22 protein-coding genes and 2 pseudogenes are annotated in these 24,065 nt (G+C 42.8%); 10 read left to right on the top strand and 14 right to left on the bottom strand.

Going from position 1 to position 24,065, the window contains the following annotated elements; genetic code table 11:
- The first annotated feature begins 562 nt into the window (after positions 1–562).
- From VF675_RS06365 to VF675_RS06355, 3 genes and pseudogenes are all read left to right on the top strand, one after another.
- The gene (locus tag VF675_RS06365; RefSeq protein WP_440204951.1) at positions 563–3,385 is read left to right on the top strand and encodes a ribonucleoside-diphosphate reductase subunit alpha; all 2,823 of its coding nucleotides are present in this window, start codon (positions 563–565) and stop codon (positions 3,383–3,385) included.
- Positions 3,386–3,510: 125 nt separating this feature from the next.
- Positions 3,511–3,649 (top strand): annotated as a pseudogene (locus VF675_RS06360) (hypothetical protein).
- 139 nt (positions 3,650–3,788) lie between these two features.
- Positions 3,789–5,072, top strand: a complete 1,284-nt coding sequence (locus VF675_RS06355; protein ID WP_225530998.1) for a ribonucleotide-diphosphate reductase subunit beta — start codon at positions 3,789–3,791, stop codon at positions 5,070–5,072.
- A 326-nt stretch (positions 5,073–5,398) separates the two neighbouring features.
- Here VF675_RS06355 and lysM read toward each other — a convergent pair whose 3' ends face one another.
- The 6 genes from lysM to VF675_RS06325 form a co-directional block, all read right to left on the bottom strand.
- The gene (gene lysM, locus VF675_RS06350; RefSeq protein WP_004972325.1) at positions 5,399–5,872 is read right to left on the bottom strand and encodes a peptidoglycan-binding protein LysM; all 474 of its coding nucleotides are present in this window, start codon (positions 5,870–5,872) and stop codon (positions 5,399–5,401) included.
- A gap of 250 nt (positions 5,873–6,122) precedes the next feature.
- Positions 6,123–6,359, bottom strand: coding sequence for an acyl carrier protein (gene acpP, locus VF675_RS06345; RefSeq protein ID WP_001279871.1), 237 nt, complete (start codon positions 6,357–6,359; stop codon positions 6,123–6,125).
- Positions 6,360–6,442: 83 nt separating this feature from the next.
- On the bottom strand, positions 6,443–7,177 hold the full coding sequence (fabG, locus tag VF675_RS06340; RefSeq protein ID WP_004972328.1) for a 3-oxoacyl-ACP reductase FabG: 735 nt from the start codon (positions 7,175–7,177) through the stop codon (positions 6,443–6,445).
- A complete protein-coding gene (fabD, locus tag VF675_RS06335; protein WP_179988534.1) occupies positions 7,174–8,160 on the bottom strand; it encodes an ACP S-malonyltransferase in 987 nt (328 codons plus the stop codon). Before fabD ends, fabG begins: the two co-directional genes overlap by 4 nt.
- Before the next feature lie 204 nt (positions 8,161–8,364).
- A complete protein-coding gene (gene rpmF, locus VF675_RS06330; protein WP_004972331.1) occupies positions 8,365–8,547 on the bottom strand; it encodes a 50S ribosomal protein L32 in 183 nt (60 codons plus the stop codon).
- Positions 8,548–8,623: 76 nt separating this feature from the next.
- Entirely contained in the window at positions 8,624–9,181 is a 558-nt protein-coding gene (locus VF675_RS06325) for a YceD family protein (RefSeq protein WP_131260705.1), read from the bottom strand.
- Positions 9,182–9,279: 98 nt separating this feature from the next.
- On the opposite strand from VF675_RS06325, the gene VF675_RS06320 reads away from it, so the two are divergent.
- The 6 genes and pseudogenes from VF675_RS06320 to rluB form a co-directional block, all read left to right on the top strand.
- A complete protein-coding gene (locus VF675_RS06320; protein ID WP_180064422.1) occupies positions 9,280–9,942 on the top strand; it encodes an elongation factor P hydroxylase in 663 nt (220 codons plus the stop codon).
- 91 nt (positions 9,943–10,033) lie between these two features.
- On the top strand, positions 10,034–10,651 hold the full coding sequence (locus VF675_RS06315; protein WP_004972336.1) for an L-threonylcarbamoyladenylate synthase: 618 nt from the start codon (positions 10,034–10,036) through the stop codon (positions 10,649–10,651).
- Between the two features lie 68 nt (positions 10,652–10,719).
- Positions 10,720–10,992 (top strand): hypothetical protein, encoded by a 273-nt coding sequence (locus tag VF675_RS06310; protein WP_096902074.1) that lies wholly within the window; start codon positions 10,720–10,722, stop codon positions 10,990–10,992.
- 227 nt (positions 10,993–11,219) lie between these two features.
- Positions 11,220–12,014 (top strand): segregation and condensation protein A, encoded by a 795-nt coding sequence (locus VF675_RS06305; protein ID WP_096902076.1) that lies wholly within the window; start codon positions 11,220–11,222, stop codon positions 12,012–12,014.
- On the top strand, positions 12,011–12,604 hold the full coding sequence (scpB, locus tag VF675_RS06300; protein WP_004972340.1) for an SMC-Scp complex subunit ScpB: 594 nt from the start codon (positions 12,011–12,013) through the stop codon (positions 12,602–12,604). The genes VF675_RS06305 and scpB overlap by 4 nt, the downstream gene beginning before the upstream one ends.
- Positions 12,605–12,645: 41 nt before the next feature.
- Positions 12,646–13,566 (top strand): annotated as a pseudogene (gene rluB, locus VF675_RS06295) (23S rRNA pseudouridine(2605) synthase RluB); the annotation flags it as partial.
- Between the two features lie 368 nt (positions 13,567–13,934).
- On the opposite strand, the gene bioD reads toward rluB, so the two are convergent.
- The 6 genes from bioD to ftn form a co-directional block, all read right to left on the bottom strand.
- Positions 13,935–14,585, bottom strand: coding sequence for a dethiobiotin synthase (gene bioD, locus VF675_RS06290; protein WP_096902081.1), 651 nt, complete (start codon positions 14,583–14,585; stop codon positions 13,935–13,937).
- On the bottom strand, positions 14,582–15,391 hold the full coding sequence (gene bioC / locus VF675_RS06285; protein WP_440204950.1) for a malonyl-ACP O-methyltransferase BioC: 810 nt from the start codon (positions 15,389–15,391) through the stop codon (positions 14,582–14,584). Before bioC ends, bioD begins: the two co-directional genes overlap by 4 nt.
- 8 nt (positions 15,392–15,399) lie before the next feature.
- Positions 15,400–16,557: an 8-amino-7-oxononanoate synthase gene (locus VF675_RS06280; protein ID WP_440204949.1), complete on the bottom strand. Its 1,158-nt coding sequence runs from the start codon at positions 16,555–16,557 to the stop codon at positions 15,400–15,402.
- Positions 16,554–17,837, bottom strand: a complete 1,284-nt coding sequence (gene bioA, locus VF675_RS06275) for an adenosylmethionine--8-amino-7-oxononanoate transaminase (RefSeq protein ID WP_440204957.1) — start codon at positions 17,835–17,837, stop codon at positions 16,554–16,556. The genes VF675_RS06280 and bioA overlap by 4 nt, the downstream gene beginning before the upstream one ends.
- 99 nt (positions 17,838–17,936) lie before the next feature.
- The gene (locus VF675_RS06270; protein WP_440204948.1) at positions 17,937–18,668 is read right to left on the bottom strand and encodes an alpha/beta fold hydrolase; all 732 of its coding nucleotides are present in this window, start codon (positions 18,666–18,668) and stop codon (positions 17,937–17,939) included.
- A 188-nt stretch (positions 18,669–18,856) separates the two neighbouring features.
- On the bottom strand, positions 18,857–19,321 hold the full coding sequence (gene ftn / locus VF675_RS06265; protein WP_004972356.1) for a heteropolymeric bacterioferritin subunit Ftn: 465 nt from the start codon (positions 19,319–19,321) through the stop codon (positions 18,857–18,859).
- Positions 19,322–19,645: 324 nt separating this feature from the next.
- Here ftn and VF675_RS06260 point away from each other — a divergent pair, with 324 nt between their 5' ends.
- Complete coding sequence (locus VF675_RS06260) at positions 19,646–20,707, top strand: SDR family oxidoreductase (RefSeq protein ID WP_004972358.1); 1,062 nt, start codon at positions 19,646–19,648, stop codon at positions 20,705–20,707.
- 86 nt (positions 20,708–20,793) lie between these two features.
- Here VF675_RS06260 and ligA read toward each other — a convergent pair whose 3' ends face one another.
- Both ligA and VF675_RS06250 read right to left on the bottom strand, forming a co-directional pair.
- Positions 20,794–22,830, bottom strand: a complete 2,037-nt coding sequence (gene ligA, locus VF675_RS06255; RefSeq protein ID WP_004972359.1) for an NAD-dependent DNA ligase LigA — start codon at positions 22,828–22,830, stop codon at positions 20,794–20,796.
- A gap of 184 nt (positions 22,831–23,014) precedes the next feature.
- Positions 23,015–24,064: a cell division protein ZipA C-terminal FtsZ-binding domain-containing protein gene (locus VF675_RS06250; protein ID WP_096902089.1), complete on the bottom strand. Its 1,050-nt coding sequence runs from the start codon at positions 24,062–24,064 to the stop codon at positions 23,015–23,017.
- Between the last annotated feature and the right edge of the window lies 1 nt (position 24,065).

Raw genomic sequence — 24,065 nt, 5'->3', positions numbered from 1 at the left:
ATCCTTTTAAAATCTGAGAGATAGGTCTTGATATAATTTGCAATATACACACGTTTACATTGTAAACAAGATACTGTTCACCAAACTGATACATCTGCGTATTATTTTGTTATATTTTTATTAAGCATTGAATTTATAGCACTTTTCTAGTTTTGGTGATTTTTAAACAGATTTAAGAAATATAAAGTTACAAAATGGGTATTTTTTGCACTAGATCAAGCCTTTGCCGCCTTTGGAAAAATTATCTCACAACTTTTAAAGTTATCCACAAGGTTATCTATAAGCAGTTTTTCCGAGCTTTGCTATGCTATGCCCTTGTCTGATAAGGCTTATAGCCCAAAGGACAAAATTCGGTATTTTTGAGATAAATTTGAATCCTAAAATAGTCAAAATTTAAAAGAAAAAGTCAATATTGATCTACCCTCAATTTTCCCGTATCTTGTGTTCAATTCAATTTTAAACCACTAAGTCTTGTGTTTATCCCTCAATCACTGCGGCCTAAGTTTTGCCCAGTTTAATGGTCCATAAACATAACAATAGATGACAATGGAGCTATGCTGACATGAGCGTAATCACCTCAACCCCTGGTCAATTACAAGTGATTAAACGCACTGGTGATGTTGCCGCTTTTGATGCTGAAAAAATTGCAGTTGCAATTGGCAAAGCGTTTTTGGCTGTAGAAGGTCAACAAAGCGCCGATTCAAGCCGCATTCATGATCGGATCGAACAACTGACTGAAATGGTGTTGAACACATTCAACCGCCGTTTACCGTCTGGCGGAACTATTCACATTGAAGAAATTCAAGACCAAGTTGAACTTGCGCTCATGCGTACAGGCGAGCAAAAAGTTGCTCGTGCTTATGTCATCTACCGTGAACAACGCTCAGAAGCGCGTAAGCAAGCAGGTGAAAACCATCACCCGACGTTACAAGTCACTGATGCAAACGGTCAGCTTAAACCACTAGATTTAGGTGAGTTAAAAGCAACCGTGAATAAAGCGGCAGAAGGTTTAGAAGGCATTGATGTAGATGCCATCATTGATGAAACCGTGAAAAACCTCTACAACGGTGTAAAAGAGTCTGACATCTCAACCACCATGATGATGGCGACTCGTACCCGTATTGAGCAAGAGCCGAACTATACCTATGTGACTGCGCGTTTATTGCGTAATGACTTGGTAGCAACAGGCTTAGAATTTTTAGGTTTGGCAACAGATACACCTGAAGGCGAAGCATTAGAAACTTTCCTGAAAAAAGGTGTAGAACTTGATTTGCTTTCTGCAGACTTACTTGAGTTTGACCTTGCCAAACTTGCTGCAGCGATTCAGCCTGAACGCTCAAACCAGTTTACCTATTTAGGTCTGCAAACTTTATTTGACCGTTATTTCATTCACTCAGATGGCGTACGCTTTGAACTTCCACAATTGTTCTTTATGCGTGTGTCAATGGGTCTGGCGCTTAATGAAGATGACCGTGAAGCACGTGCAATCGAGTTCTATAACTTATTGTCTAGCTTCGACTACATGGCTTCTACGCCTACCCTGTTTAACTCAGGTACGCTACGTCCACAGTTATCAAGCTGTTACTTAACTACAATTTCTGATGACCTTTACAACATTTATGGTGCAATGCGTGACAACGCAATGCTGTCTAAATGGGCAGGTGGTTTAGGCAATGACTGGACGCCAGTACGTGCCTTGAACTCATACATCAAAGGAACAAACGGTAAATCTCAAGGTGTTGTTCCGTTCCTTAAAGTTGCTAACGATACAGCTGTTGCGGTCAACCAAGGTGGTAAGCGTAAAGGTGCGGTATGTGCGTACTTAGAAACTTGGCACTTAGACATCGAAGAATTCCTAGAGCTGCGTAAAAACACAGGGGATGACCGTCGTCGTACCCATGACATGAACACAGCGAACTGGGTGCCTGACTTGTTCATGCAGCGTGTCTTTGAAGATGCAGAATGGACACTGTTCACGCCATCTGAAACACCAGACTTGCACGACTTGACGGGCGAAGCTTTTGCCGAGCGTTATGCGTACTACGAAAGCATTGCCAAAGAAACCAACATGCTGCATAAGAAACTTCGTGCGAAGGACTTATGGCGCAAAATGTTGTCAATGCTGTTTGAAACAGGTCACCCGTGGATCACATTCAAAGACGTATGTAACTTACGTTCACCGCAACAACACGTTGGTGTAGTGCACTCATCTAACTTGTGTACTGAAATTACCCTCAATACTAACCAAGATGAAATCGCGGTATGTAACTTGGGTTCTATCAACCTTGTACAACACGTTCAAGGTGGTGTGTTAGACCGTGAAAAATTAGCACGTACTATTAAAACTGCAGTGCGTATGCTCGACAACGTCATCGACATTAACTACTACGCTGTACCACAAGCACGTAATTCAAACTTGAAACATCGTCCTGTAGGTATGGGCATCATGGGCTTCCAAGATGCGCTTTATGAGATGAACTTGGCTTATGGTTCAGATGCTGCAGTTGAATTTGCCGATGAATCTATGGAAGTAATCAGCTACTACGCGATTCAAACGTCTAGCGACTTGGCGGTTGAGCGTGGTACTTACGAAACATTTAAAGGTTCATTGTGGGATCAAGGCATCTTGCCAATTGACTCTTTAGACATTGTGGCGAAATCACGTCCAGAACGTATGTTTGAAGTAGACCGTACACAGCGTTTGGATTGGGACAGCTTACGTGCCAAAGTTCAAAAAGATGGTATGCGTAACTCAAACGTGATGGCGATTGCTCCGACTGCAACCATTTCAAATATTTGTGGCGTTTCTCAGTCTATTGAGCCGACATTCCAAAACTTGTATGTGAAATCGAACTTGTCTGGTGAATTTACAGTAATCAACCCTTACCTCGTTCGTGCATTGAAAGAGCGTGATTTGTGGGATTCTGTGATGGTGAATGACCTGAAACACTTTGAAGGTTCAGTACAAAAAATTTCACGTATTCCTGAAGAATTGAAAGCGATTTTTGCGACTGCGTTTGAAGTTGAACCACGCTGGATTGTAGATGCAGCATCACGTCGTCAAAAATGGATTGATCAGGCGCAATCGTTGAACTTGTATATTGCAGGTGCAAACGGTAAGAAACTTGACCTGACTTATAAAATGGCATGGTTGCGTGGTCTGAAAACGACTTATTACCTACGTGCATTAGGTGCAACATCTGCAGAGAAATCAACCATTAACACAGGTGCATTGAACGCAGTAAAACCTGCAACTGTTACGGCAGCGCCTGTAGCAACTCCTGCACCAGAAGCGGCTGCAGCTGTTGATGAAGATTTTGCTCAAGCTGCACCAGTGCCAATGGCATGTTCAATTGACAATCCTGATTGTGAAGCTTGTCAGTAAGACTTGACCTCCCCTAGCCCCTCCTAAAAGGAGGGGGATCACAGCTCATTCATTTGAGATGTGAAAGTCCCTCTTTTTTAAAGAGGGATTTAGGGAGATTAAAAATATAAATTAAGGAACCCACCATGCCACACATGACCCACAACTATATGTTAGGACTCGCGGTCTTGCTGGTTTCCTTTGTAGTGTTGTTTTATTTACGCACCGATTGCTTACTTTTGGGTACAAGCGGCAAAACAACAGCGAAAGCAAAATAAGTCGTGAGCAAATTGGTCGGAATGTACATTTTTCAGACCAAGATGAGCAAAACTTAATTTTGCTTTCACAAATTAAGCGTATATTAAGACATCTCAGCGTGGCTGGATGTCCATAAAAGATATAAAGCAACGAAGAGAGAATTGATATGTCTATCCTAAGTTGGGACGATTTCGAAGATGATTCGCAAAAACCGGCTGCTCCTGAACACAAGTCTGCGCCCGTCGAGCCGCAAAAAACGCATGATACGCAGATGGTATCTCATGCAGAGCAACCACAGAAGACTGTGGCAGCTGCACAACCCGCTACAGCCCCTAGAAGTGGAGCAACAGATTCAACCGATCCGTTGGCAAGAGCATCTAACGCTCTAGATCAATTGGACGTTGCACCTGGTCTTGAAGAACTGGAAATGGGTGCATCGCGCGTACAGGTTGATGATAAAGCCATGATCAACTGTCGTGCAGACTTAAACCAGCTTGTACCGTTCAAATACGAATGGGCATGGCAAAAATATCTAGATGGTTGTGCAAACCACTGGATGCCACAAGAAGTCAACATGAACCACGACATCGCATTGTGGAAGTCTGAAAATGGTTTAACTGAAGATGAGCGCACCATTGTAATGCGTTCACTTGGTTTCTTCTCTACCGCAGACTCATTGGTTGCTAACAACTTGGTATTGGCAATTTATCGCCACATTACCAACCCAGAATGCCGCCAGTACATTTTGCGTCAAGCCTTTGAAGAAGCGATTCACACTCACGCTTACCAGTACTGTATCGAATCGTTAGGTATGGATGAAGGTGAAGTCTTCAATATGTACCGCGAAGTACCATCGGTTGCACGTAAAGCAGCATGGGGCTTGAAGTACACGCAATCTTTAAGTGATCCTACTTTCAAAACAGGTACACCAGAAAACGACCAAATTTTGCTACGCAACTTGATCGCCTTCTATTGTGTACTTGAAGGTATTTTCTTCTACTGCGGTTTTAGCCAAATTTTGTCAATGGGTCGTCGTAACAAAATGAATGGTGTTGCAGAGCAATTCCAATACATTTTACGTGATGAATCTATGCACTTGAACTTTGGTATCGACATGATTAACCAAATCAAGATTGAGAACCCACACTTGTGGACGGCAGAATTCCAGCAAGAAGTGATTCAAATGATTCTTGAAGGCACGATGCTTGAAATTGAATATGCGCGTGACACTATGCCACGTGGCGTATTGGGCATGAACGCAGGCATGATGGAAGAATATTTGAAATTCATCTGTAACCGTCGTTTAAGCCAGCTCGGTTTACCTGAACAGTTTGTTGGCGTAAACAACCCGTTCCAATGGATGTCTGAAATGATGGACTTGCGTAAAGAGAAGAACTTCTTTGAAACGCGTGTGACTGATTATCAGACGGGCGGTGCGTTGAGCTGGTAATATCGCGACACATAAAATATCGTTGTGAGACACATGAGTTGTCATTGAGAAAACCGCCATTCATGGCGGTTTTTTTAAAGATACGATCGAGTATTTAATGGCTAGGTTGTGCAAATACCTAACAATTTGATTTTTTTAATTTATTTATTTTTAAAATTTCCATAAACCTTTAAAAATCGTTATCTTACAAAATATTTATACAACAATGCCGTTTTTTTACTTCTTTTGTTCATTATGAGAATAGGACAATAATCCAACAGCCCAAAAACGACAAAAAACAAAATAAATAAAGGCGCATCACGCGCCTTTATTCAGGCTGCTCACATTTATGCAGGAATACGCAACACCTGTCCTGGGAAAATGTCATCGGCATTTTTTAGTAATGGACGGTTAGCTTCAAAGATTTTGTTGTATTGGTTGGCATCCCCATAAAATTCTTTAGAAATTTTAGATAAGGTATCGCCTGATTTTACTGTATAGAACTTGCTTTCTGGTTCTGGGGTTGCAACTGTGAGTTGATCATCTACTTGTGCAACATGGTCAATATTACCCACTGCAAGAATAATTTTTTCACGGTCTGCCTGACTGTTGACCTGTCCACGCACTGTCGCTAAGTCAGTAGTTGCGTTATAACTCACCGATAAACCTGTCACAGGTAAGCCTAAACTTTTCACATGCCCCAAAAGTTTATTGGCAATTTCTTGTGCTGATGGTTCTGCAGGTGTGCTTGGTGCAGCTTGTGGCTCTGCAGGTGCTGTATTTTTCTTACCAATCCCTTTTACAAAATCAAAAAGACCCATGAGGTACTCCTATTTTTTTCTGCTGTTATAAAGCGTCGCTCACTTACATAAGCACGTTTCTGTTCTCATTCATTTATAACTAAAAAAATAAGCGACTTCGGTTGTGATTAGACACTAGCCTGGTAACAAAATGTAAGCTACATCACACATTTAACAAAATGCGCCTTTTTCATATTCGATTGTAAAAACGACAGCGCATAAAAAAGCCACCTTGCGGTGGCTTTCATTTCAGCAGAGCTGAAATCAACAATTAACCAAGTTTTTTAGTTACGTAGTCGATTGCTGATTGAACTGTTGTGATTTCGTTAGAATCTTCGTCTGGGATTGTGATGTCAAAATCGTTTTCGAAAGACATTACAAGCTCTACTAAGTCTAAAGAGTCAGCACCTAAGTCATCCATAAAAGATGCTTCGTTTTTGATTTCTTCAGCTTTAAGACCAAGTTGTTCTGCAACCGCTTGTTTAACGCGTTGTTCGATATCGCTCACAGGAATTCTCCTCATTGCTTGTGGCGTTTTTAATGCCGTTAGTTTAATTGAATCTATAAAATTTTGAAAGTTTATACTTGAGCTTAGCTCATGTATAAACCACCATTTACGTGTAACACTGTACCAGTGATGTAACCAGCTTTGTCAGAAGCCAAGAAACTCACTGCATTTGCGATATCTTGTGGATCACCTAAACGGTTTAATGCCACTTGCTCACTCATTTTTTTGCGAATTTCTTCACTTAGCTGATCTGTCATTTCAGTTGCAATAAAGCCCGGAGCAACCGAGTTTACTGTAATTTGACGACTGCCCATTTCTTTGGCAAGGCTACGGCTGAATGCTTCAATACCGGCTTTTGCCGCAGAATAGTTCGCTTGTCCTGGGTTCGCAAAATGTGCTACCACAGAACTAATATTAATAATGCGTCCAAAACGTGCTTTGGTCATGCCCTTCAAGACACGTTTAGATAAACGGTAAACTGCCTTTAAGTGAATGTTGAGAATGTCATCCCAATCATCTTCTGACATACGCAGTAACAAATTATCTTTGGTAATGCCCGCATTGTTAACTAAAACCAAAACTGAACCATAGCTTTGTTCAATTTCAGAAACCAATGCATCAATGGCTGCACCATCACGGACATCCAATACTTTACCTGCACCGTTTTCTGCAAAACTTGCCGATAATTTTTCTGCGCCCGCTTCAGAAGTGGCAGTACCTACCACAAAAAAACCGTCTTGAATGAGTTGCTGAGCGATGGCTGCACCAATCCCTCGGCTTGCACCTGTGACTAATGCAACTTTACGTTCTTGTGTCATGCAATTTTCCCTTCTGCCACTAAAATGGCATTTAGTGCATCTTCCATACGACTTTGTGTGTCGAGTGGGAATGCTTTTTCGATATTCGGTAAACGCTTCGCAAGATTCGCCAATACGTTGCCTGGGCCACATTCCACGATATATTCAATACCCTGATCTTGTAGGTATTGCATGGTTTGTGTCCACTGCACCGATTGGTACAATTGCGCAGTGAGTGCCTGACCTAATTGCGCAACATCTGCCGCGATTCCAGCGTTGACATTTTGTATTACAGGAATACGCGGTAGCTCAATGGCAGTTTGTTCCAAAGCTTGTGCAAACTGTTCGGCAGCAGGTTTCATCAATGAACAGTGTGAAGGTACAGATACAGGCAGGGCAATGGCTTTACCGCCATTTTCTTTGGCCAATGCCATTACTGCTTCGACTAAAGTTTTATCGCCTGCAATAACCACTTGCCCTTGTGCATTGTAGTTGGCTGCTTCTACCGAGCCACGACCTTGCACATTCACTTGTTCACATAGCTCAAGCACTTTGGCATCTTCAAGGCCTAAAATGGCAGCCATTGCGCCCTGACCTTGTGGCACAGCGTTTTGCATTAATTTGCCGCGCAAGTTTACCAGTTTAACGGCATCGCCCAAGCTCAAGCTGCCTGCAGCTACTAATGCGCTGTATTCGCCCAATGAGTGTCCTGCCAAATATTTTGGTGCAACACCACCCAACTCTAACCACACATGCCATAAAGCGATACTTGCAGTGAGTAATACAGGCTGAGTAAATTCTGTTTGGTCTAAACCTTCACCACTTTGTGCAATGTGCCATAAGTCAAAGCCAATCGCTTCAGAGGCTTCTGCAAATGTTTCGCGCACACCGCTAAACTGTTCTGCAAGCTCAGCCAACATACCGGCTTTTTGTGAGCCTTGACCAGGAAAGACAAATGCAGTTTTAGTGGCTTGAGCTGCTTGCTCGAGTCGTTTAGCAGACATAAAAAATCCTTTAATTAAGATGCGCAAATTGTAGTTTTTTGCAGCTACAACCCACACCTTCTCATGTAAGCTCAGTTATGGAGCGGAAATTTAACACTTAATTTTGTTTTTAGTAATTGCCAAATACAACAAAAATCGGGCACAAAAAAAGGGAGCTTACGCTCCCATTTTTTCTACTAAGCTTGACGCTTAATACATCACCAATTATTCAGCATCTGCTTTAGCGAATAATTGACGACCACGGTAGAAACCATCTTTAGTTACGTGGTGACGACGATGAGTTTCACCAGTAGCTTGGTCTACAGTTAATGCATTCTCGGTTAAAGCGTCATGTGAACGGCGCATGTCACGGCGAGAGCGACTTTTACGGTTTTGCTGAACGGCCATGATGGCTCCTTACAAAGATCGAAAAAATGGATCAGAACAAATTGAGTTGTCTTAACTAAAAATTATAACATAATTTTCAGTTAAGTTTACCTTTCAAACTTGCCAAAACATCAAACGGATTATCACGTTTTTCTTCGGCAATGTTCTGAATGGCAGGTTGATGCTTATGCTCGCAAGCGTCATGCTTAGGAGATAAAGGCAACAACAATAACAATTCATCTTCTATAAGTGACAGTAAATTAGCCGTCGCAGGCGAATCATAATCGCCTTTGGTGGTGGCTTCACTTTCACCTAATACAATGAAATCAGCATCCTCATCCAAGCGCTCTATCAGTGACTCATCATCCACAAGAGCTAGATGAAAATCTGAAACGAGGTCTATTTCTACAGAACCCAAGCAGCGTTGGCATTCCATTGGAACTCTCGTTTCAATATGACCATCTAGCCATACAATGCGATGATACGCATCCATTGATAGCTTACAGTCTATGTTAACCAATTGATCATCAATTGATCCAACAGCTTCACGGGCGATACGAGCAAAGCGAGACAATGGCAGGTTACCTGACCATGTAAAGCCCTGTTCAGCCCATTTAAACGGCTCAATCTGTGCCGGAAAGGTATTTGCTGACATAATTAAGGCGGCAATTCTACAAATTCATCAGTACTCTGTCAAAGATTAAGATACAATTTTGTACTTATTTAGACAGACCAATTTTGGGTAACACAGTCATGCATCTGTTGCAGCCGCAAACAGAAGTGAATTTTTCATCACTTGAGAGCACACTTCCAACCACCAATTCTGACACTTCGCACCCCCAAGTGCAACTCTCGGACTGGGCAAAACTCAATACAGAAACGGAACAGGTGGACTGGCTCATCTTACACTTTAATCACTGGTTTTCCCACCTAAATGTGAACTTGGTCAAAGGTGATTTTGAACCTGAGTACTTTCCTGCCACAGCAACACAGCCTGCAAGAATTCAATTTGCACATGGTTTCTTTAATAGTGCCTTACATGAAATTAGCCATTGGAGCATCGCAGGCGAACAACGACGTTTACTGCCAGACTTAGGCTATTGGTATGCTCCCGATGGTCGTACTCAGGAACAACAAGCCTTATTTGAACAGGTTGAAATTAAACCTCAAGCCATTGAATGGCTGTTTGCTCAAGCGTTTGGACGAAAATTCCGTGTATCTTTAGATAACCTGACCGGTGAAGGTGGAGATGGCCGCACATTTAAAGACAATGTCTTTGCCCAAGTGCAGCGTTATTTTAACGGAGAAGCCAAATTACCACGCGATGCAAAACGCTTTATTGAATGTATTTGTTACTGCACCCGAGGTGGCAAAACATTACAAATTGCAGAGTTTGAACGAAAAAATTTGGATTAAATGTAATAAAGCACAAGGCAATGATTGCAACTGACATCAATCCCCTTTCATAATGAGCCTAACGTCACATTTACGCTACTGAGGAATTCATATGTTGCATTTAAGAGTACATCCTGAAAATCCACAGCCGCGTCTAATCAGCCAAGCGGTTGAACGCATACGCGCAGGCGATGTGGTGGTCTATCCAACCGATGCTGCTTATGCGATTGGTTGCCAAATTGGTAATAAAAACGCGATGGAGCGCATTTCACAAATTCGTGGTTTAGGTGCAAAACACCAATACGCCATTATTTGTGCCGATTTATCGGATATTGCCACCTACGCCAAAGTGGACAATGCCATGTATCGTCTGCTGAAAAACAATACGCCTGCGGTCACCACATTTATTTTACCTGCGACCAGTGAAGTTCCGCGTCGCTTGATGCATCCCAATAAAAAAACCATTGGTTTGCGTATTCCAAGCAACCCCATTTGTCGCATGCTGCTTAAAGAATTAGGCGAACCTTTACTGACCAGCACCCTGATTTTACCGGGGCAAGAAGACCCTTTAGATGATCCATACGAGATTGATCTACAACTCAACAAACGTATTGATGTACTGATTGATGGTGGCTTAGGCACACTTAGCACCACCAGTATTATTGATTTATCGGGCGACAACCCGCAAATTGTGCGTCGTGGTGTGGGAGATGTGAGTGCTTTTGAATAAGCATTCACTACCTTCAAAGTGATTGACAGCACGGCAGTTTAAAAGCCTTGCTTGCATGAATTAAACCGATGACTTTATTTCAGGTATTGTTAAATTTGCAGCAGTTCTCGGATGAGATGCACATTTATGTGCAACATCCTTGGACATTAGAGTCCGATGCAATCGTATGTTCCAAAACTGCATTCACAGCAACAATGCCTGAACCTCCCGCTACTTATACTTATTTTTTAGATGCAGCATTATGCAAAGCACTTTTGGCACAATCAGAAAGCCGTAATCTTTGCCTGCAAGATAGCTGCATGGCAATGATTGAATACGCATTACAGAATAAACAGAAATAAATACTTAAAGATTGAATGAGTTAATTTTTACAACTTGCCTTAAATCTCCCTCAATCCCGATTTATTTTAGGCTTTTTTTGATATTTGGTCGTAGAACAGATTTATTTCAATCACGATATCCTTTAGACTAGCCGCTATTAATTCTGAGCTATTTCTCCATCTCCTTCTTATCTGAAGCGGAAATAGCATTTGCATGCTTTTGAAAATTCGCGTGGCCCAACACTGTAATGAATCAATCCCTCCACAATGCGATGGAACCTGCCCAACACATTCGTGTGTTAGATGAGTGGCAAGAGTCGATTCCTGAGGATTTGTATATTCCTCCTGCAGCATTTGAAATTCTGTTAGAGCATTTCGAAGGACCACTCGACTTTTTAATTTACCTGATTCAAAAAAATGGCTTCGATTTACTTCAGTTAGATATTGCCCCGATTGCATCGCAATATTTGTCGTATATGGATGCCATGAAATCGCTAAATATTGAACTGACTGCCGATTATATGGTGATGGCGGCATTACTGGCCGATTTAAAATCCCGCCTGTTGTTGCCTAAACCTGCAAGTATCAGCAGCATTGAAAAAGACCCAAAACAAGAGCTGATTGACCGTTTAGAAACCTATTTAAGAGTCAAGCAAGCAGCTGAACGCTTGGGGCAAATGCCTGTTTTAGAACGCGATACTTTTGCTACCAATGTTAGCTTAGGGCATACCGCAGTCAATAATGTCGGCTATGCAGCCGATCAATTACGTGATGCCTTGTTCTGCATTTTTAATCGTCCTGAACCTGTCACCCATCAAATTTTACAAGAACCTGTTTTACTTGAAGAACGGATTGCATTTATTGAAGCCAAACTCGCATCGGGTGAAGTACTGAGTTTTGATGCGTTGCTTAAACCAAGTCAGGGACGCATGGGCATGGTTGTGACCTTTATGGCGATTTTAGAACTGACTCGCCAGCAAAAAGTGTGCATTATCAGCAGTGGGATTGAAGCACCATTGAGCATTCAAGGGGCGCAGGCATGAATCCAGAACCCATAATTTCGAGCTTGTCTGAAGGCGAACAACAGCATGAAGTGCTGATGCAACTCGAAGCAATTATTTTTGCCAGTGACAGTGCTGTGTCTTTAGCGCGTCTGAAAGAAGCTTTTCAAGATAAATATAGCAAAGCGCAATTACGCCAGTTTTTACAACAATTGGCCATGTTACAACATGGTCGCTCGATTGAACTGATCGAAACCGCACAAGGTTTCCGTTTTCAGGTGCGGGCAAAGTATCGTACAATTATTACACAGGTGTGGCCTGAACGTCCGACCCGACTTTCGCCCTCACTGCTAGAAATACTGGCGGTGATTGCCTACCACCAACCTGTGACCCGAGCAGATATTGAACAAATTCGCGGAGTATCAAACAATAGTCAAATTTTACGCACATTGTTTGATTGGAACTGGATTAAAGAATCAGGTTTCCGAGAACTCCCAGGAAGACCTGCGTTGTTGGTTACAACGCCTCAATTTTTAAATGCGTTTGGCTTGAATTCCTTAAGTCAATTGCCTCCCCTACAGGATGCCAAGGAAGCTTTCATGGCACTCGATGCATCTGCGTCTGTGTCTTGAATAGGTAAACTGTTGATGATCATTTCTAAGGTTATGCTGTCATGAGTGAAAAGTTGCAAAAGGTACTCGCACGAGTAGGCTTGGGTTCTCGCCGTTATATGGAAGAAGTCATTGCCGCTGGTCGTGTGAGTGTCAACGGCCAAGTTGCCCAAGTGGGTGAACGTATCGAACCAGGTGATGAGCTTCGCATCGATGGTCGTAAAGTTCAGTTCCAAATTGAAGATGAAATTCGTCGTCGTGTTCTGATTTACTACAAACCAGAAGGCGAAATTTGCTCACGCAACGACCCAGAACAGCGCCCAACTGTATTTGATAACCTGCCTGCAATTGCCAATGATCGTTGGGTAATGGTTGGTCGTCTGGACATTAACTCGACAGGTTTATTGCTATTCACCAACGATGGTGAATTAGCCAACCGTTTAATGCACCCATCGAACGAAATTGAACGTGAATATGCAGTTCGTGTGATGGGTGAAGTGACACCACAACTGAAAAACAACATGCTGCGCGGCGTAGTGCTAGATGATGGCCCTGCCAAGTTTGAATCTTTCTCTGAAATTGGCGGTGATGGTATTAACCGCTGGTATCAAGTGGTGGTAAAAGAAGGTCGTAACCGCGAAGTTCGTCGTATTTTTGAATCACAAGGTCTGAAAGTCAGCCGTCTATTGCGTACCCGTTACGGCACGGTAATTTTACCGCGTGAATTACGTACAGGTCGCTGGATGGAATTGGATAAAAATGACATCGATAACCTTGCCAAAGCGGTTGAGTTAAAACCACGTCAAGGCACAGGTTTGTACGGCATGGCAAAACGTCGCAATGAGCGTATGCAGGAAAAACCGTTGGCAGCACGTCGTGGTGGTTTCTTGCGTCAGCAACGTCGTGACACCGAAGAAGCTGCACAAAACACAGGTTTTGCACCGCGTGAACGTCGTCAGGACGGTAACAGTTACGGCAACCGCGAACCACGCCAAGACGGTAACAGTTACGGCAACCGTGAACGTCGCCAAGACGGTAACAGCTATGGCAACCGCGAACGTCGCCAAGATGGCAACAGCTATGGCAACCGTGAACGTCGCCAAGATGGTAACAGCTATGGCAACCGTGAACGTCATCAAGATGGCAATAGCTACAGCAACCGTGAACCACGTCAGGATGGCAACAGCTACGGCAACCGTGAACGTCGTGACGAAAATGCACCACGCAAACCGTTTGGCAATAAAAGCTTTAAAAAATTCTAAAAGCTGAAATACGCCAAATTGATAAAAAGCCACACGTTCATGTGTGGCTTTTTTATTGGGCAAATTGGTTGGACAAAAAATAATAAAAATTAAATATTTGGCAATACAGGAATTTCAATCCACTGTGCTTTTGGAAAGCTTTTTGACAAATAATTTTTTAAATATTTGGCAGTATCCTGCGAAATTAAAGGGTCTTGTGATTCATCGTTCAAATTATATGCCAATGCATGTAAATTCAAACCACGTGTTTTTAAAGCTTCCAAACTGAGCAAAGTGTGGTTAATACTGCCCAAACGCCCAGAACTCACCAAAATAACAGGATATTGTTTTTGCTCAATATAGTCGATGGTGAGTAGGTCTGTGGTCAGCGGCACCATGAGTCCACCCGCACCTTCTAATAATACTGCATCATACTTTGCTGCCAGTTGCGCAGTCGCAGCCTCAATTTTAGCAAAGTCAATCTCACGACCATCAATTTGTGTAGCCAAATGCGGTGAAGCAGGATAGCTAAAAATTTCAGGCATGGTGAGTTTGTCATCATCTTCAGGCAACCATTCACTGCCCATAATTTTACGATGCTGCTCAATATCTTCTGAAACGTCTTGATTGCCTGTTTGAATCAGTTTTTGGGTAATGGTCTGAATACCCTGTTCATTCATGGTCTTGGCTAAATAACCCGTGGCATAGGTTTTGCCAATCCCTGTATCAATACCACTCACAAAATAGACTTGAGCTGTCATGGCATTCTCCGTGCAAGACAATAAATAGGATGATACGTGAGCGTATAACTTTTTTGCTGTGAGCTATGCTGCTGACTAAACTGTTCATAGCCCCGATAAAATTCGGTTAAAGTCGTTTTGTTCCAACGCTGCCCTTGTGCTGTACCCGTGACACCTGTGGCTTTTAAATGCTGCAAAATCTGTTTGGGATGTTCAAAACTTAATGATTCAAGCTGCTCTGAACAGTGTAATACTTCAAAGCCCTGCTGTTTAAGCTGTTGTTGTAACGCATCCATACTCAAATAATGTAAGCCTTGACCTGTTAATTGCTTAATTTCAGTCAAGTTTTGAGGGCCAAATGTCGAAAAGCACAAATACCCTTGCGGCTGTAACGCTTGATTCGCCTTGCGCAATAATGCTCCAAAATCTTCCACCCATTGCAAAGCCGAACTCGAACAAATTAAATCCAAAGACTGCGGAAAATCGAGCTGTTCTATATCGCCTATTAAGCCATGTATTTGCGTAGTAGTTGACTGCTGATGATGCAGATAGGTTTGTAACACTTCGGCATATAAATCATTTAAAATCAGGTGTTGAATTTGAAATTCACGCAGTAATAAGTCGGTCAGGTTTCCCGAACCACAACCGATTTCTAAGACTTTTTTAAAGCAAAGCTGAGATTGATCTGGCAACTTTTGCTGCACAACATGTTGTTGCATTTTTTCCATTAAGTGCTGACAAATGTGCTGCTGTACAACGGCGTGCGTTTTATAACTCTGATGTGCACGGGCAAAACGCTGTGCAACTTTTGCTTTATCTATACGCATATGCACACTCAAAGCAAATCCAGTAACGGCGTTAAATTTACCGTTTCAAATTGCGTATTTAAACAAATCCGTAGTCTGGAACTGCCTTGCGGCACAGTCGGTGGACGTACAGGCATCACATAAAAACCTGCAGTCTGTAACTGTTGGGCTTTGCTTACAGTTGCACTAGAGTCGCCAATCATCACAGGTACAATTTGCGAAGTGGATGGGCAAGCAAAACCTTTGGCCTGAATCCCCTGCTGCATATATTGGCTCAAGGCAGCCAAATGCTGACGCTGTGCCTGCATCTGCACAATCTGATTCAGCATAAACTGCGTCCATGCCATACAAATAGGTGGCTGCGCGGTACTAAAAATTAGCGGACGCATCCGATTAATCAAGTAATCACGGATAATCGGATCACAGATCAAATATCCCCCAACTGAAGCAACAGCTTTACCAAACGTCCCGACCAGAAAATCAATGGCATCAATCACGCCATATTGTTCGGCACAACCTAAACCTTGCTGCCCACGCACACCAATCGCATGTGCTTCATCGACATATAACATAACTTTGGCAAACTGCTGTTTCAGCGCGACCAATGCGGCTAAATCAGTTTCATCACCATCCATACTAAAAATGGATTCAGTCACCACAATAATGCGTTCATAATTGTCATCAGCATGATATTGCATCAGCAATTGCTGCAAATGTGCCAAATCATTATGCCGATAACGCAAATATTTGGCAGATGACAAACGAATCCCATCAATCATGCTGGCATGTACCAGTTTATCGGCCAAAATGAGCGTTTTCGCATCTGCCAATGCAGGTAAAATACCAATATTCATGTGATAGCCGCTATTAAACAGCAAGGCAGCTCGCCCATGAAATAATTGACTCAGCTCGGCTTCAAGCTGTTCATAGGCAGGGAAATTTCCTGTCAATAAACGGGATGAAGATGCACTCATCAAGCGTTCAGTATTTGGCGTTTCATCAAAAAACTGTTCACGCAAGCGCAAGTCAGAGGCCAACCCCAAATAATCATTGGAAGATAAGTTCAGCATGTGCTGTTGCTGAATTTCGATCATTTTGCCGTGTTGCTGATTGCTGCGAAATTGACGAAAATTACCTTGCTGACGAAGCTGATCGAGCTGTTCTGCGTAGTGGTCAAGTAAATTCATGCGTCTGCTTCCTGCATTTCACACACTACGGCCACCAATTGCTGCAACAACGTATCCAACTCTTGTGCTGTAATCACATACGGTGGCATCACATATACCAATTTACCAAATGGACGCACCCAAATACCGCGTTGCACAAATTCTTGTTGCAAGCTTTGCATATCGACAGCATGTTTAAGTTCTACCACACCAATTGCACCTAAAACCCGCACATCCTGCACCCATGCCAAATTAGCCAATGGCGTTAAATGCTGTTCAAGTTGCTGCTGAATGCGTTGAATATTGGCTTGCCAGTCTTGTTCTAATAATAATTGGGTACTTTTTACTGCAACCGCGCAAGCCAGTGGATTTGCCATAAAGGTCGGGCCATGCATAAACACACCTGCCTCACCCTGCGAAATCATTTCTGCAACATGCTTCGTGGTCAATGTGGCAGACAAAGTCATATAACCGCCTGTCAGCCCTTTGCCGATACACATAATATCGGGTTCGACCTGAGCATGTTCCCATGCAAACAACTTGCCTGTACGCCCAAAACCTGTGGCAATTTCATCAAAAATTAACAACACATCATATTGTTCACAGAGCAATTTGGCTTGACGCAAATATTCAGGATGATAAAAACGCATGCCGCCTGCACCTTGCACAATTGGTTCAATAATCATGGCGGCAATCTGCTGATGATGCTCTACCAAACTTTGCGCCAATTCTGCAATATCGGCAGGATTCCACTCTTGGTCAAAACCTGTTTGTGGTGCAGATACAAAATAACGACGCGCCAAACTTGAGCCAAAAACCTGATGCATCCCTGTAACAGGATCACAAACCGACATGGCATTCCATGTATCGCCATGATAGCCAGAACGGGTGGTAATAAAATTGGTTTTTTCAGTTTTGCCTTGTGCAGTCCAGTATTGCACAGCCATTTTCAGCGCCACTTCAACGGCGACGGAGCCTGAATCTGCATAAAAAATTTTATCTAAACTCGGTGGGGTAATTTCGAGCAACAAACGCCCTAACTCAATAGCAGGACGATGGGTCAATCCACCAAACATGATATGCGCCATACTGTCGAGTTGCTCAGTCACAGCACGGTTCAGCTCAGGATGGTTATAGCCATGAATCGCGCACCACCACGATGACATGCCGTCAATCAACTGGCGACCATCTTCAAGTTCAATGGTGCTGCCAAATGCCCGCTTAACCTTAAAGGTTGTTAAGGGCTGAGTCATAGAGGTGTAAGGATGCCAAAGATGTTCACGATCAAAAGCCAAATCCATCAGTTCTGTCATCCCACCATCATCCTTGATCTTGTAAAAAACTTGATGTGCTAAATCTTAAACCTGTCTACAGATAAAATAAATTGCGAGATTTGTCACTTATGGATCTGTTGGCAGGTTTTTCTGTAAATATTGGCAGATTTTGCTAGTCAACTCATCGGCATGGAACAATGGCAGCCCATGCGAGCCTTGCAAAACATCTACGCTTAAAAACTTTGCAGCTAAATTTTGCAGTTTAGCTGCAACTTTGCAATCAACTAAAACATCCTGCTCGGCAAAAAGATGATACTGCAGACCTGTATAATTTTTAAGCTTAGTCACCAAGTTTAAGTTTTCCAATAAATCCAAACCGTGTTGAAGCAAAGATTGCGGCTGTGGCTGAACCAAACTTTGTAATTGAAATAGGTCGGTTTTACTACTAGTGACACCCTGACACACCATAAAACCAAAACGCTTTAGGGTCAGAATTGGGTCTTGTGCAAAAGATTGTTTAAACTGGGCAAACGTGGCTTGTGGCATAGCGGTATCCCAATCGGCTTGTGCAACAAAACACGGATTGGATGCAATGGTAATTAAGGTTTTATATCCTGCATATTGGCTGGCAATCGCATCGACCAGTAGCGTTGCCAATTGCCCACCCAGTGACCAGCCCATAATTACATCAAACTGACGTGCAAATTCAACCTGTTGCTGCATGACTTGAGCATCAGTAGCGTTAAAAATATTGATGAGCTCAACCCGAAAACCTTGTGCAGTTAAGGCTTGCTGTAACGGATTTAAGAGTGCAGTACCACCGCCCCAGCCTGTAATCAATAAAATCTGTTGTTGCACGTGGCTTGCTCTCAAGTTAGAAAATCACCTCAGTATAATACTGAATCGGCTCAATCGACATCTGCAAAGCACCAAGATACATCCTTAAAAAAACCAATTGATATAAAAAAGCCAATCTATAAAAACCGATCTATAAAAAAACCCGACTTATCATAAATCGGGTTTTGGTCTATTTTGCTTTGATCAGATTACATTTGCGATTGAATGTAGTTTTGTAAACCAATCAATTCAATTAAACGTAATTGTTTTTCCAACCAGTACGTATGATCTTCTTCTGTGTCGGTCATTTGCTGACGCAACATATCACGGCTGACATAATCGCCTTTTTCTTCACACAATTTTACGCCTTGCGCCAATTTTTCACGTACTTCGTATTCCAGTTTTAAATCGGCTTTTAAGCAAGACACCACATCTTCACCCACGTCGATGTCATCGCGCTGCATATTTGGAGTGCCTTCAAGGAACAATACACGACGAATTAAAGCATCGGCATGCTGCGCTTCTTCCTGCATTTCATGGTCAATGCGCTCAAAAATTTTGCTTAAACCCCAATCTTCATACATACGCGAATGAATCAGGTATTGATCGCGAGCAGCCAGTTCGCCACCAATCAACATATTTAAATAGTCTACGACTTCTGGATTGCCACGCATTTGCTGTACTCCCTTTCTTAATACAGTCATTATGGACACATTCAGGCAAAATTGCAAAAGTTAATTATTGTAAACCCATGATTTTTATAAAATTAAAATGAGAAACATACGCATTTGCAATATAACTTAAAAATTCCCATATATAAAACAACTGCTTGGCAAAACTTAGCTTTAAAAATGACAATACAATGATTTTGCATCATTTTGTAAATATTGAAAGAAACCATACTTTGACGCTCAAGTATCGTAAAAAACGCCTAAAAAGCGGATTTTAAAACCCAGCTGCTTTATGATAGTCACGAGTTCCATCACTTTCTTAAAATAATGACAAATCTAAATACATCTGCACCCATTTTAGTCACAGGCGCAACAGGCTATATTGCCAGTTGGGTCATTAAAAACCTGCTTGAACAAGGACATACCGTACACGCGACGGTGCGTGATCTGAATAAAACCCACAGTTTTCAACATCTGACTGATATCGCGGCAAAAAGCACAGGCAACTTACAATTATTCCAAGCCAACTTACTTGAAGAAGGTGCTTTTGATGCCGCCATGCAAGGTTGTGAAATCGTGCTGCACATGGCCTCGCCTTTTGTGGTCACCAATTATAAAGATGCAGTTAAAGACATTATTGAACCTGCCGTCATAGGCACCGAAAATGTATTAAACAGCGTTAATCGTACTGCATCGGTAAAGCGTGTAGTGGTGACTTCAAGTATTGCTGCAACCTATGGCGATGCGATTGATATTTTAAATACGGCCAATAATCGCTTTGATGAAAGTCACTGGAATACCAGCAGCAGCCCTGAGCATCAGCCTTATCCTTATTCAAAAGTGGCAGCTGAACGCAAAGCTTGGGAAATGGCAAAGGCACAAAACCGCTGGGATTTGGTCTGTATCAACCCTGCTTTGGTGCTTGGCCCATCGTTGACCAAAAACACCCAATCGGGCAGCGTGGAAGTGTTATTGCAGTTTGCCAACGGTATGACCTTGGCAGGTGTCCCTGCTATGTGGAATGGCATTGTCGATGTGCGTGATGTTGCCGATGCTCACATTCAGGCCGCATTCAACCCTGCTGCTGAAGGTCGCTATATTATTAGCGGTGGCACACTCAGCTTATTGGAAATGGGCAAAATTTTAGCGCAGCACTTTGGACGTAAATACCCTTTCCCACGCAATCAGTTACCTAAATTTGCCTTTAAAGCCTTTGGCCCTCTACTTGGTTTTTCCCGTAAATTTGTGGAACTGAATATGGGCTACCCAATTTATTTTAATGCGGAAAAAAGTCAGCGTGAATTGGGTATGCACTACCGCAATATTGAAACCAGTCTAGTCGAACATTTTCAGCAACTCATTGATGATGGCATTGTGAAGAAACGTTAAACCTTCGACTTCTCTCAGTAAAAACCAAGGCACTTCATCGTTGAAGTGCCTTTGTACCTATTAGTGGATAAAATGTAGGATGATGCTTATTCAAGCACACCATATTCCTGCATCAGCTGAATAAACTCAGCTTCATTCATGACCTGCACACCCAACTTCTCGGCTTTTTCCAGCTTTGAGCCAGCTTTCTCACCTGCCACGACACATTTGGTTTTACCTGAAACACTGCCACTGACTCGCGCACCCAAGGCCTGCAACAACTGAGTCGCTTCATCGCGTCCCATTTGGCTCAACGTCCCTGTAATCACCCAACTTTCACCATTCAAAGGCTGACGTGTCGGTGCAATCGGAGCATCCCAATGAATGCCTGCCGCTAATAAACGATCCAACACTTCTAAATTATGCGGCGCTTGGAAAAAGTCCAAAATCCATTCTGCCGTAATATCTCCCACATCTGGAGTTTTCTTTAATGCTTCTAAATCAGCTTCACGCAAAGCCTCTAAAGTCTGAAAAGTATTGGCAAGCATCCGCGCGGTAGTTTCGCCCACACCACGAATTCCCAAGGCATAAATAAATGCAGCCAACGTGGTTTTTTTGCTGTTTTCAATCGAGTCAATTAAGTTTTGAACCGACTTCTCACCCATTTTTTCAATGCCGAGCAAAGTGTCGCGGTGTTCGTGTAAATGATAAATATCAGCCACATTTTGTAGCAAGTTCAGATGCAGTAATGACTCCACCCAACGATCACCCAAACCTTCAATATCCATGGCTTTACGTGACACAAAATGACGAATCGCTTCAATACGCTGTGCCGCACAATACAAACCGCCTGAACAACGCGCCAAAGCCTCACCTTCAGGCATCACCACAGGCGAATCACACACAGGGCATTGTTCAGGTAAATGCACTTCTTGCGCATCGGCAAGGCGAAATTCAGGCCAGACTTTTTCAACTTTGGGAATCACATCACCACTACGGTAAACACTGACCGTATCGCCTAAACGCACATCCAAACGGTGAATTTCACCAATATTATGCAAAGTAACATTGGATACCGTCACACCACCTACCGCAACGGGGTTTAAACGTGCCACAGGCGTCAACGTACCTGTGCGCCCCACTTGCCAATCAATATTTTCAATGGTGGTTAAAGCGGCAACTGCAGGGAATTTATAGGCAGTCGCCCAGCGCGGCTCACGACTTAAAAAGCCCAATTGCTGTTGCTGTTTCAAGTCATTGACCTTGACCACCATGCCATCAATTTCAACGCTTAAATTCGGACGCTCAAGGTTAATTTGCTCATAGGCCGCCTGAACATCTTGAATGCTCTTGCAGACAAAATGACGTTCGCCAATTTCAAAACCAAACTGCCCCAACCATGCCAAACTGTCGGACATGGTGCTTTGTCCATGAGGCGGCACACATTGCGCAATGCCATAAGCATAGAATGCTAAAGGACGTGAAGCCGCAATATTCGGGTCTAACTGACGCAAACTGCCTGCTGCTGCATTGCGTGGATTGGCAAAGGTTTTTTCACCTTTGGCTGTATTGGCCGCATTGAGTTTTTCAAAACCAAGTTTTGGCATCAACACTTCACCACGCACTTCCAAAAATTCAGGAATAGCCGTTTCTGTCGCACTCAAAACTTTCGGTAAATTGCGGATAGTTTTGACGTTGTGGGTAATGTCTTCCCCTGTTTCCCCATCACCACGGGTCACACCACGCACTAAAACACCATGTTCATACCAAAGTGAAATCGCCAAACCATCAAATTTGAGTTCGACATCGTATTCAATATTTTGGTTGGGCAAACGCTCTTCGACACGTCTTGCAAAGGCAAATAATTCTTCCTGATTAAACACATTGCCTAAAGACAACATTGGCACAGCATGTGTAACCGTGGTGAACTTTGCCAAAGGTGTGCCACCGACTTTATTGGTCGGTGTATCGGGTTGAACTAAATCTGGATACTGTTGTTCCAACGCTTTTAGTTGATGGAAAAGCTGATCATATTCACTGTCTGCAATTGTCGGTTGATCCATCACATAATAGGCATGATTGTGCTTGGCAAGCAGTTGAATCAATTGACGCATTTGCGCCACGACGGTTAAATCTACAGACATATTTTCCACCATAAAAAAGGGCGGTCTTGTTCCGCCCTTCAATTTTTTCTATGTAGCGCATGCTACAGCTTGTATTGCTGCGCACATTATAAAAATGCGGCTGCAAAGTTGCAATTTATCCTACTGCACTCAGTTCAATTGCCAAACACTTGACGTAGCTTATACCCAGTACGAGATCGCAATTCTAGGCATGACTTGCCTGACCAGCACGATAATCTATCGCCTGATGACGCCAGTGTTCACGTAATTGTGGAGTAAACTCTAAATGGTTTTGGTCATAGACCGTTCCATCAATTTCACGTGCAATCAGTCCTGAAATGCTGACCATGGTATCAAAGGCATTTTGCACATCGCTGTGCGGCAAAGCGAGGAAGAACGCTAAACCTTTAACTTGTTCGCTCGATAAAGTTTCTAAATCAAAACCATCTGCGCCTTCATCATTAATTTGTAAAACTGAAAATAATAATTTAGTGCCATCTTCGTTATAGCGATGGAAACATGACATTTCACCGAAACGTAAACCATATTTCATCAAGACTTTTAAGGCTTTATCGCCCGAAAGTATGCGACGTTCAGGGAAGACATTCAGCGCGATAAAAGATTCAGCGGTTGCCAAGGCACTTTCTTCATCCATGATTTTTTGTTCATACAAATGCGAATCTAAAATGCTGCTTTCTTCATTAAATTCTGAAATTTCGGCAGTTTCAATGTGTTGATTCAGGCTGTATTCAGTCGAAGCTTTGTTTTGCTCGACAGTCTGCGCATTCGGTTCAGTTTCTACAATCACTTGCTGAATTTCATCCGATAATGAATATTCTGAAGTTGTCGCTGTCGGGCTTGGCGTGTCTTGTGCAACTTCAGACTTCGATATCGTTGTGGATGGATCAAGCTCAGAATTTTCTGTATTTGCCTGCAAACTCGGTTCAACTTTGTCAGTTTCTGTGCTTGAAGAAGCCACGACATCATCCGTTAAAGCCTGTGGTTCAGACTTGGCAGGCGCATCTTGCGTAACTTCATCTACCGTTAAAGTCGGCTCCACACGCGGTGGCGTAGCGTCGCTTTGCAATTGGTCACGTACATGGCGTGGAATAATCGGTTTTTGGCTTTCTGCATTAAATTGCAGTTCCGAATCTAAGGATGGCGCTGAATCTACAGGTTTTTTTAGAATCATTTTCAAACCAAACGCCATGATCACAATAGCGATGACAATTCCAACGATTGTGGTGATTTCCATA

This window comes from Acinetobacter sp. Lyrl_1 (genome assembly GCF_051948795.1).
In the GTDB taxonomy this organism is placed as follows: domain Bacteria; phylum Pseudomonadota; class Gammaproteobacteria; order Pseudomonadales; family Moraxellaceae; genus Acinetobacter; species Acinetobacter towneri.
Note: the sequence above shows the minus strand (reverse complement) of the source record. Positions and strands in the feature narration are given on the sequence as shown.

Excerpts from the sequence above, each read along its gene's own strand:
- VF675_RS06365 (WP_440204951.1), top strand. The coding sequence starts at position 563 with ATGAGCGTAATCACCTCAACCCCTGGTCAATTACAAGTGATTAAACGC.
- VF675_RS06355 (WP_225530998.1), top strand. The coding sequence starts at position 3,789 with ATGTCTATCCTAAGTTGGGACGATTTCGAAGATGATTCGCAAAAACCG.
- lysM (WP_004972325.1), bottom strand. The coding sequence starts at position 5,872 with ATGGGTCTTTTTGATTTTGTAAAAGGGATTGGTAAGAAAAATACAGCA.
- fabG (WP_004972328.1), bottom strand. The coding sequence starts at position 7,177 with ATGACACAAGAACGTAAAGTTGCATTAGTCACAGGTGCAAGCCGAGGG.
- fabD (WP_179988534.1), bottom strand. The coding sequence starts at position 8,160 with ATGTCTGCTAAACGACTCGAGCAAGCAGCTCAAGCCACTAAAACTGCA.
- rpmF (WP_004972331.1), bottom strand. The coding sequence starts at position 8,547 with ATGGCCGTTCAGCAAAACCGTAAAAGTCGCTCTCGCCGTGACATGCGC.
- VF675_RS06325 (WP_131260705.1), bottom strand. The coding sequence starts at position 9,181 with ATGTCAGCAAATACCTTTCCGGCACAGATTGAGCCGTTTAAATGGGCT.
- VF675_RS06320 (WP_180064422.1), top strand. The coding sequence starts at position 9,280 with ATGCATCTGTTGCAGCCGCAAACAGAAGTGAATTTTTCATCACTTGAG.
- VF675_RS06315 (WP_004972336.1), top strand. The coding sequence starts at position 10,034 with ATGTTGCATTTAAGAGTACATCCTGAAAATCCACAGCCGCGTCTAATC.
- VF675_RS06310 (WP_096902074.1), top strand. The coding sequence starts at position 10,720 with ATGACTTTATTTCAGGTATTGTTAAATTTGCAGCAGTTCTCGGATGAG.
- VF675_RS06305 (WP_096902076.1), top strand. The coding sequence starts at position 11,220 with ATGAATCAATCCCTCCACAATGCGATGGAACCTGCCCAACACATTCGT.
- scpB (WP_004972340.1), top strand. The coding sequence starts at position 12,011 with ATGAATCCAGAACCCATAATTTCGAGCTTGTCTGAAGGCGAACAACAG.
- bioD (WP_096902081.1), bottom strand. The coding sequence starts at position 14,585 with ATGACAGCTCAAGTCTATTTTGTGAGTGGTATTGATACAGGGATTGGC.
- bioC (WP_440204950.1), bottom strand. The coding sequence starts at position 15,391 with ATGCGTATAGATAAAGCAAAAGTTGCACAGCGTTTTGCCCGTGCACAT.
- VF675_RS06280 (WP_440204949.1), bottom strand. The coding sequence starts at position 16,557 with ATGAATTTACTTGACCACTACGCAGAACAGCTCGATCAGCTTCGTCAG.
- bioA (WP_440204957.1), bottom strand. The coding sequence starts at position 17,837 with ATGGATTTGGCTTTTGATCGTGAACATCTTTGGCATCCTTACACCTCT.
- ftn (WP_004972356.1), bottom strand. The coding sequence starts at position 19,321 with ATGCGTGGCAATCCAGAAGTCGTAGACTATTTAAATATGTTGATTGGT.
- VF675_RS06260 (WP_004972358.1), top strand. The coding sequence starts at position 19,646 with ATGACAAATCTAAATACATCTGCACCCATTTTAGTCACAGGCGCAACA.
- ligA (WP_004972359.1), bottom strand. The coding sequence starts at position 22,830 with ATGTCTGTAGATTTAACCGTCGTGGCGCAAATGCGTCAATTGATTCAA.
- VF675_RS06250 (WP_096902089.1), bottom strand. The coding sequence starts at position 24,064 with ATGGAAATCACCACAATCGTTGGAATTGTCATCGCTATTGTGATCATG.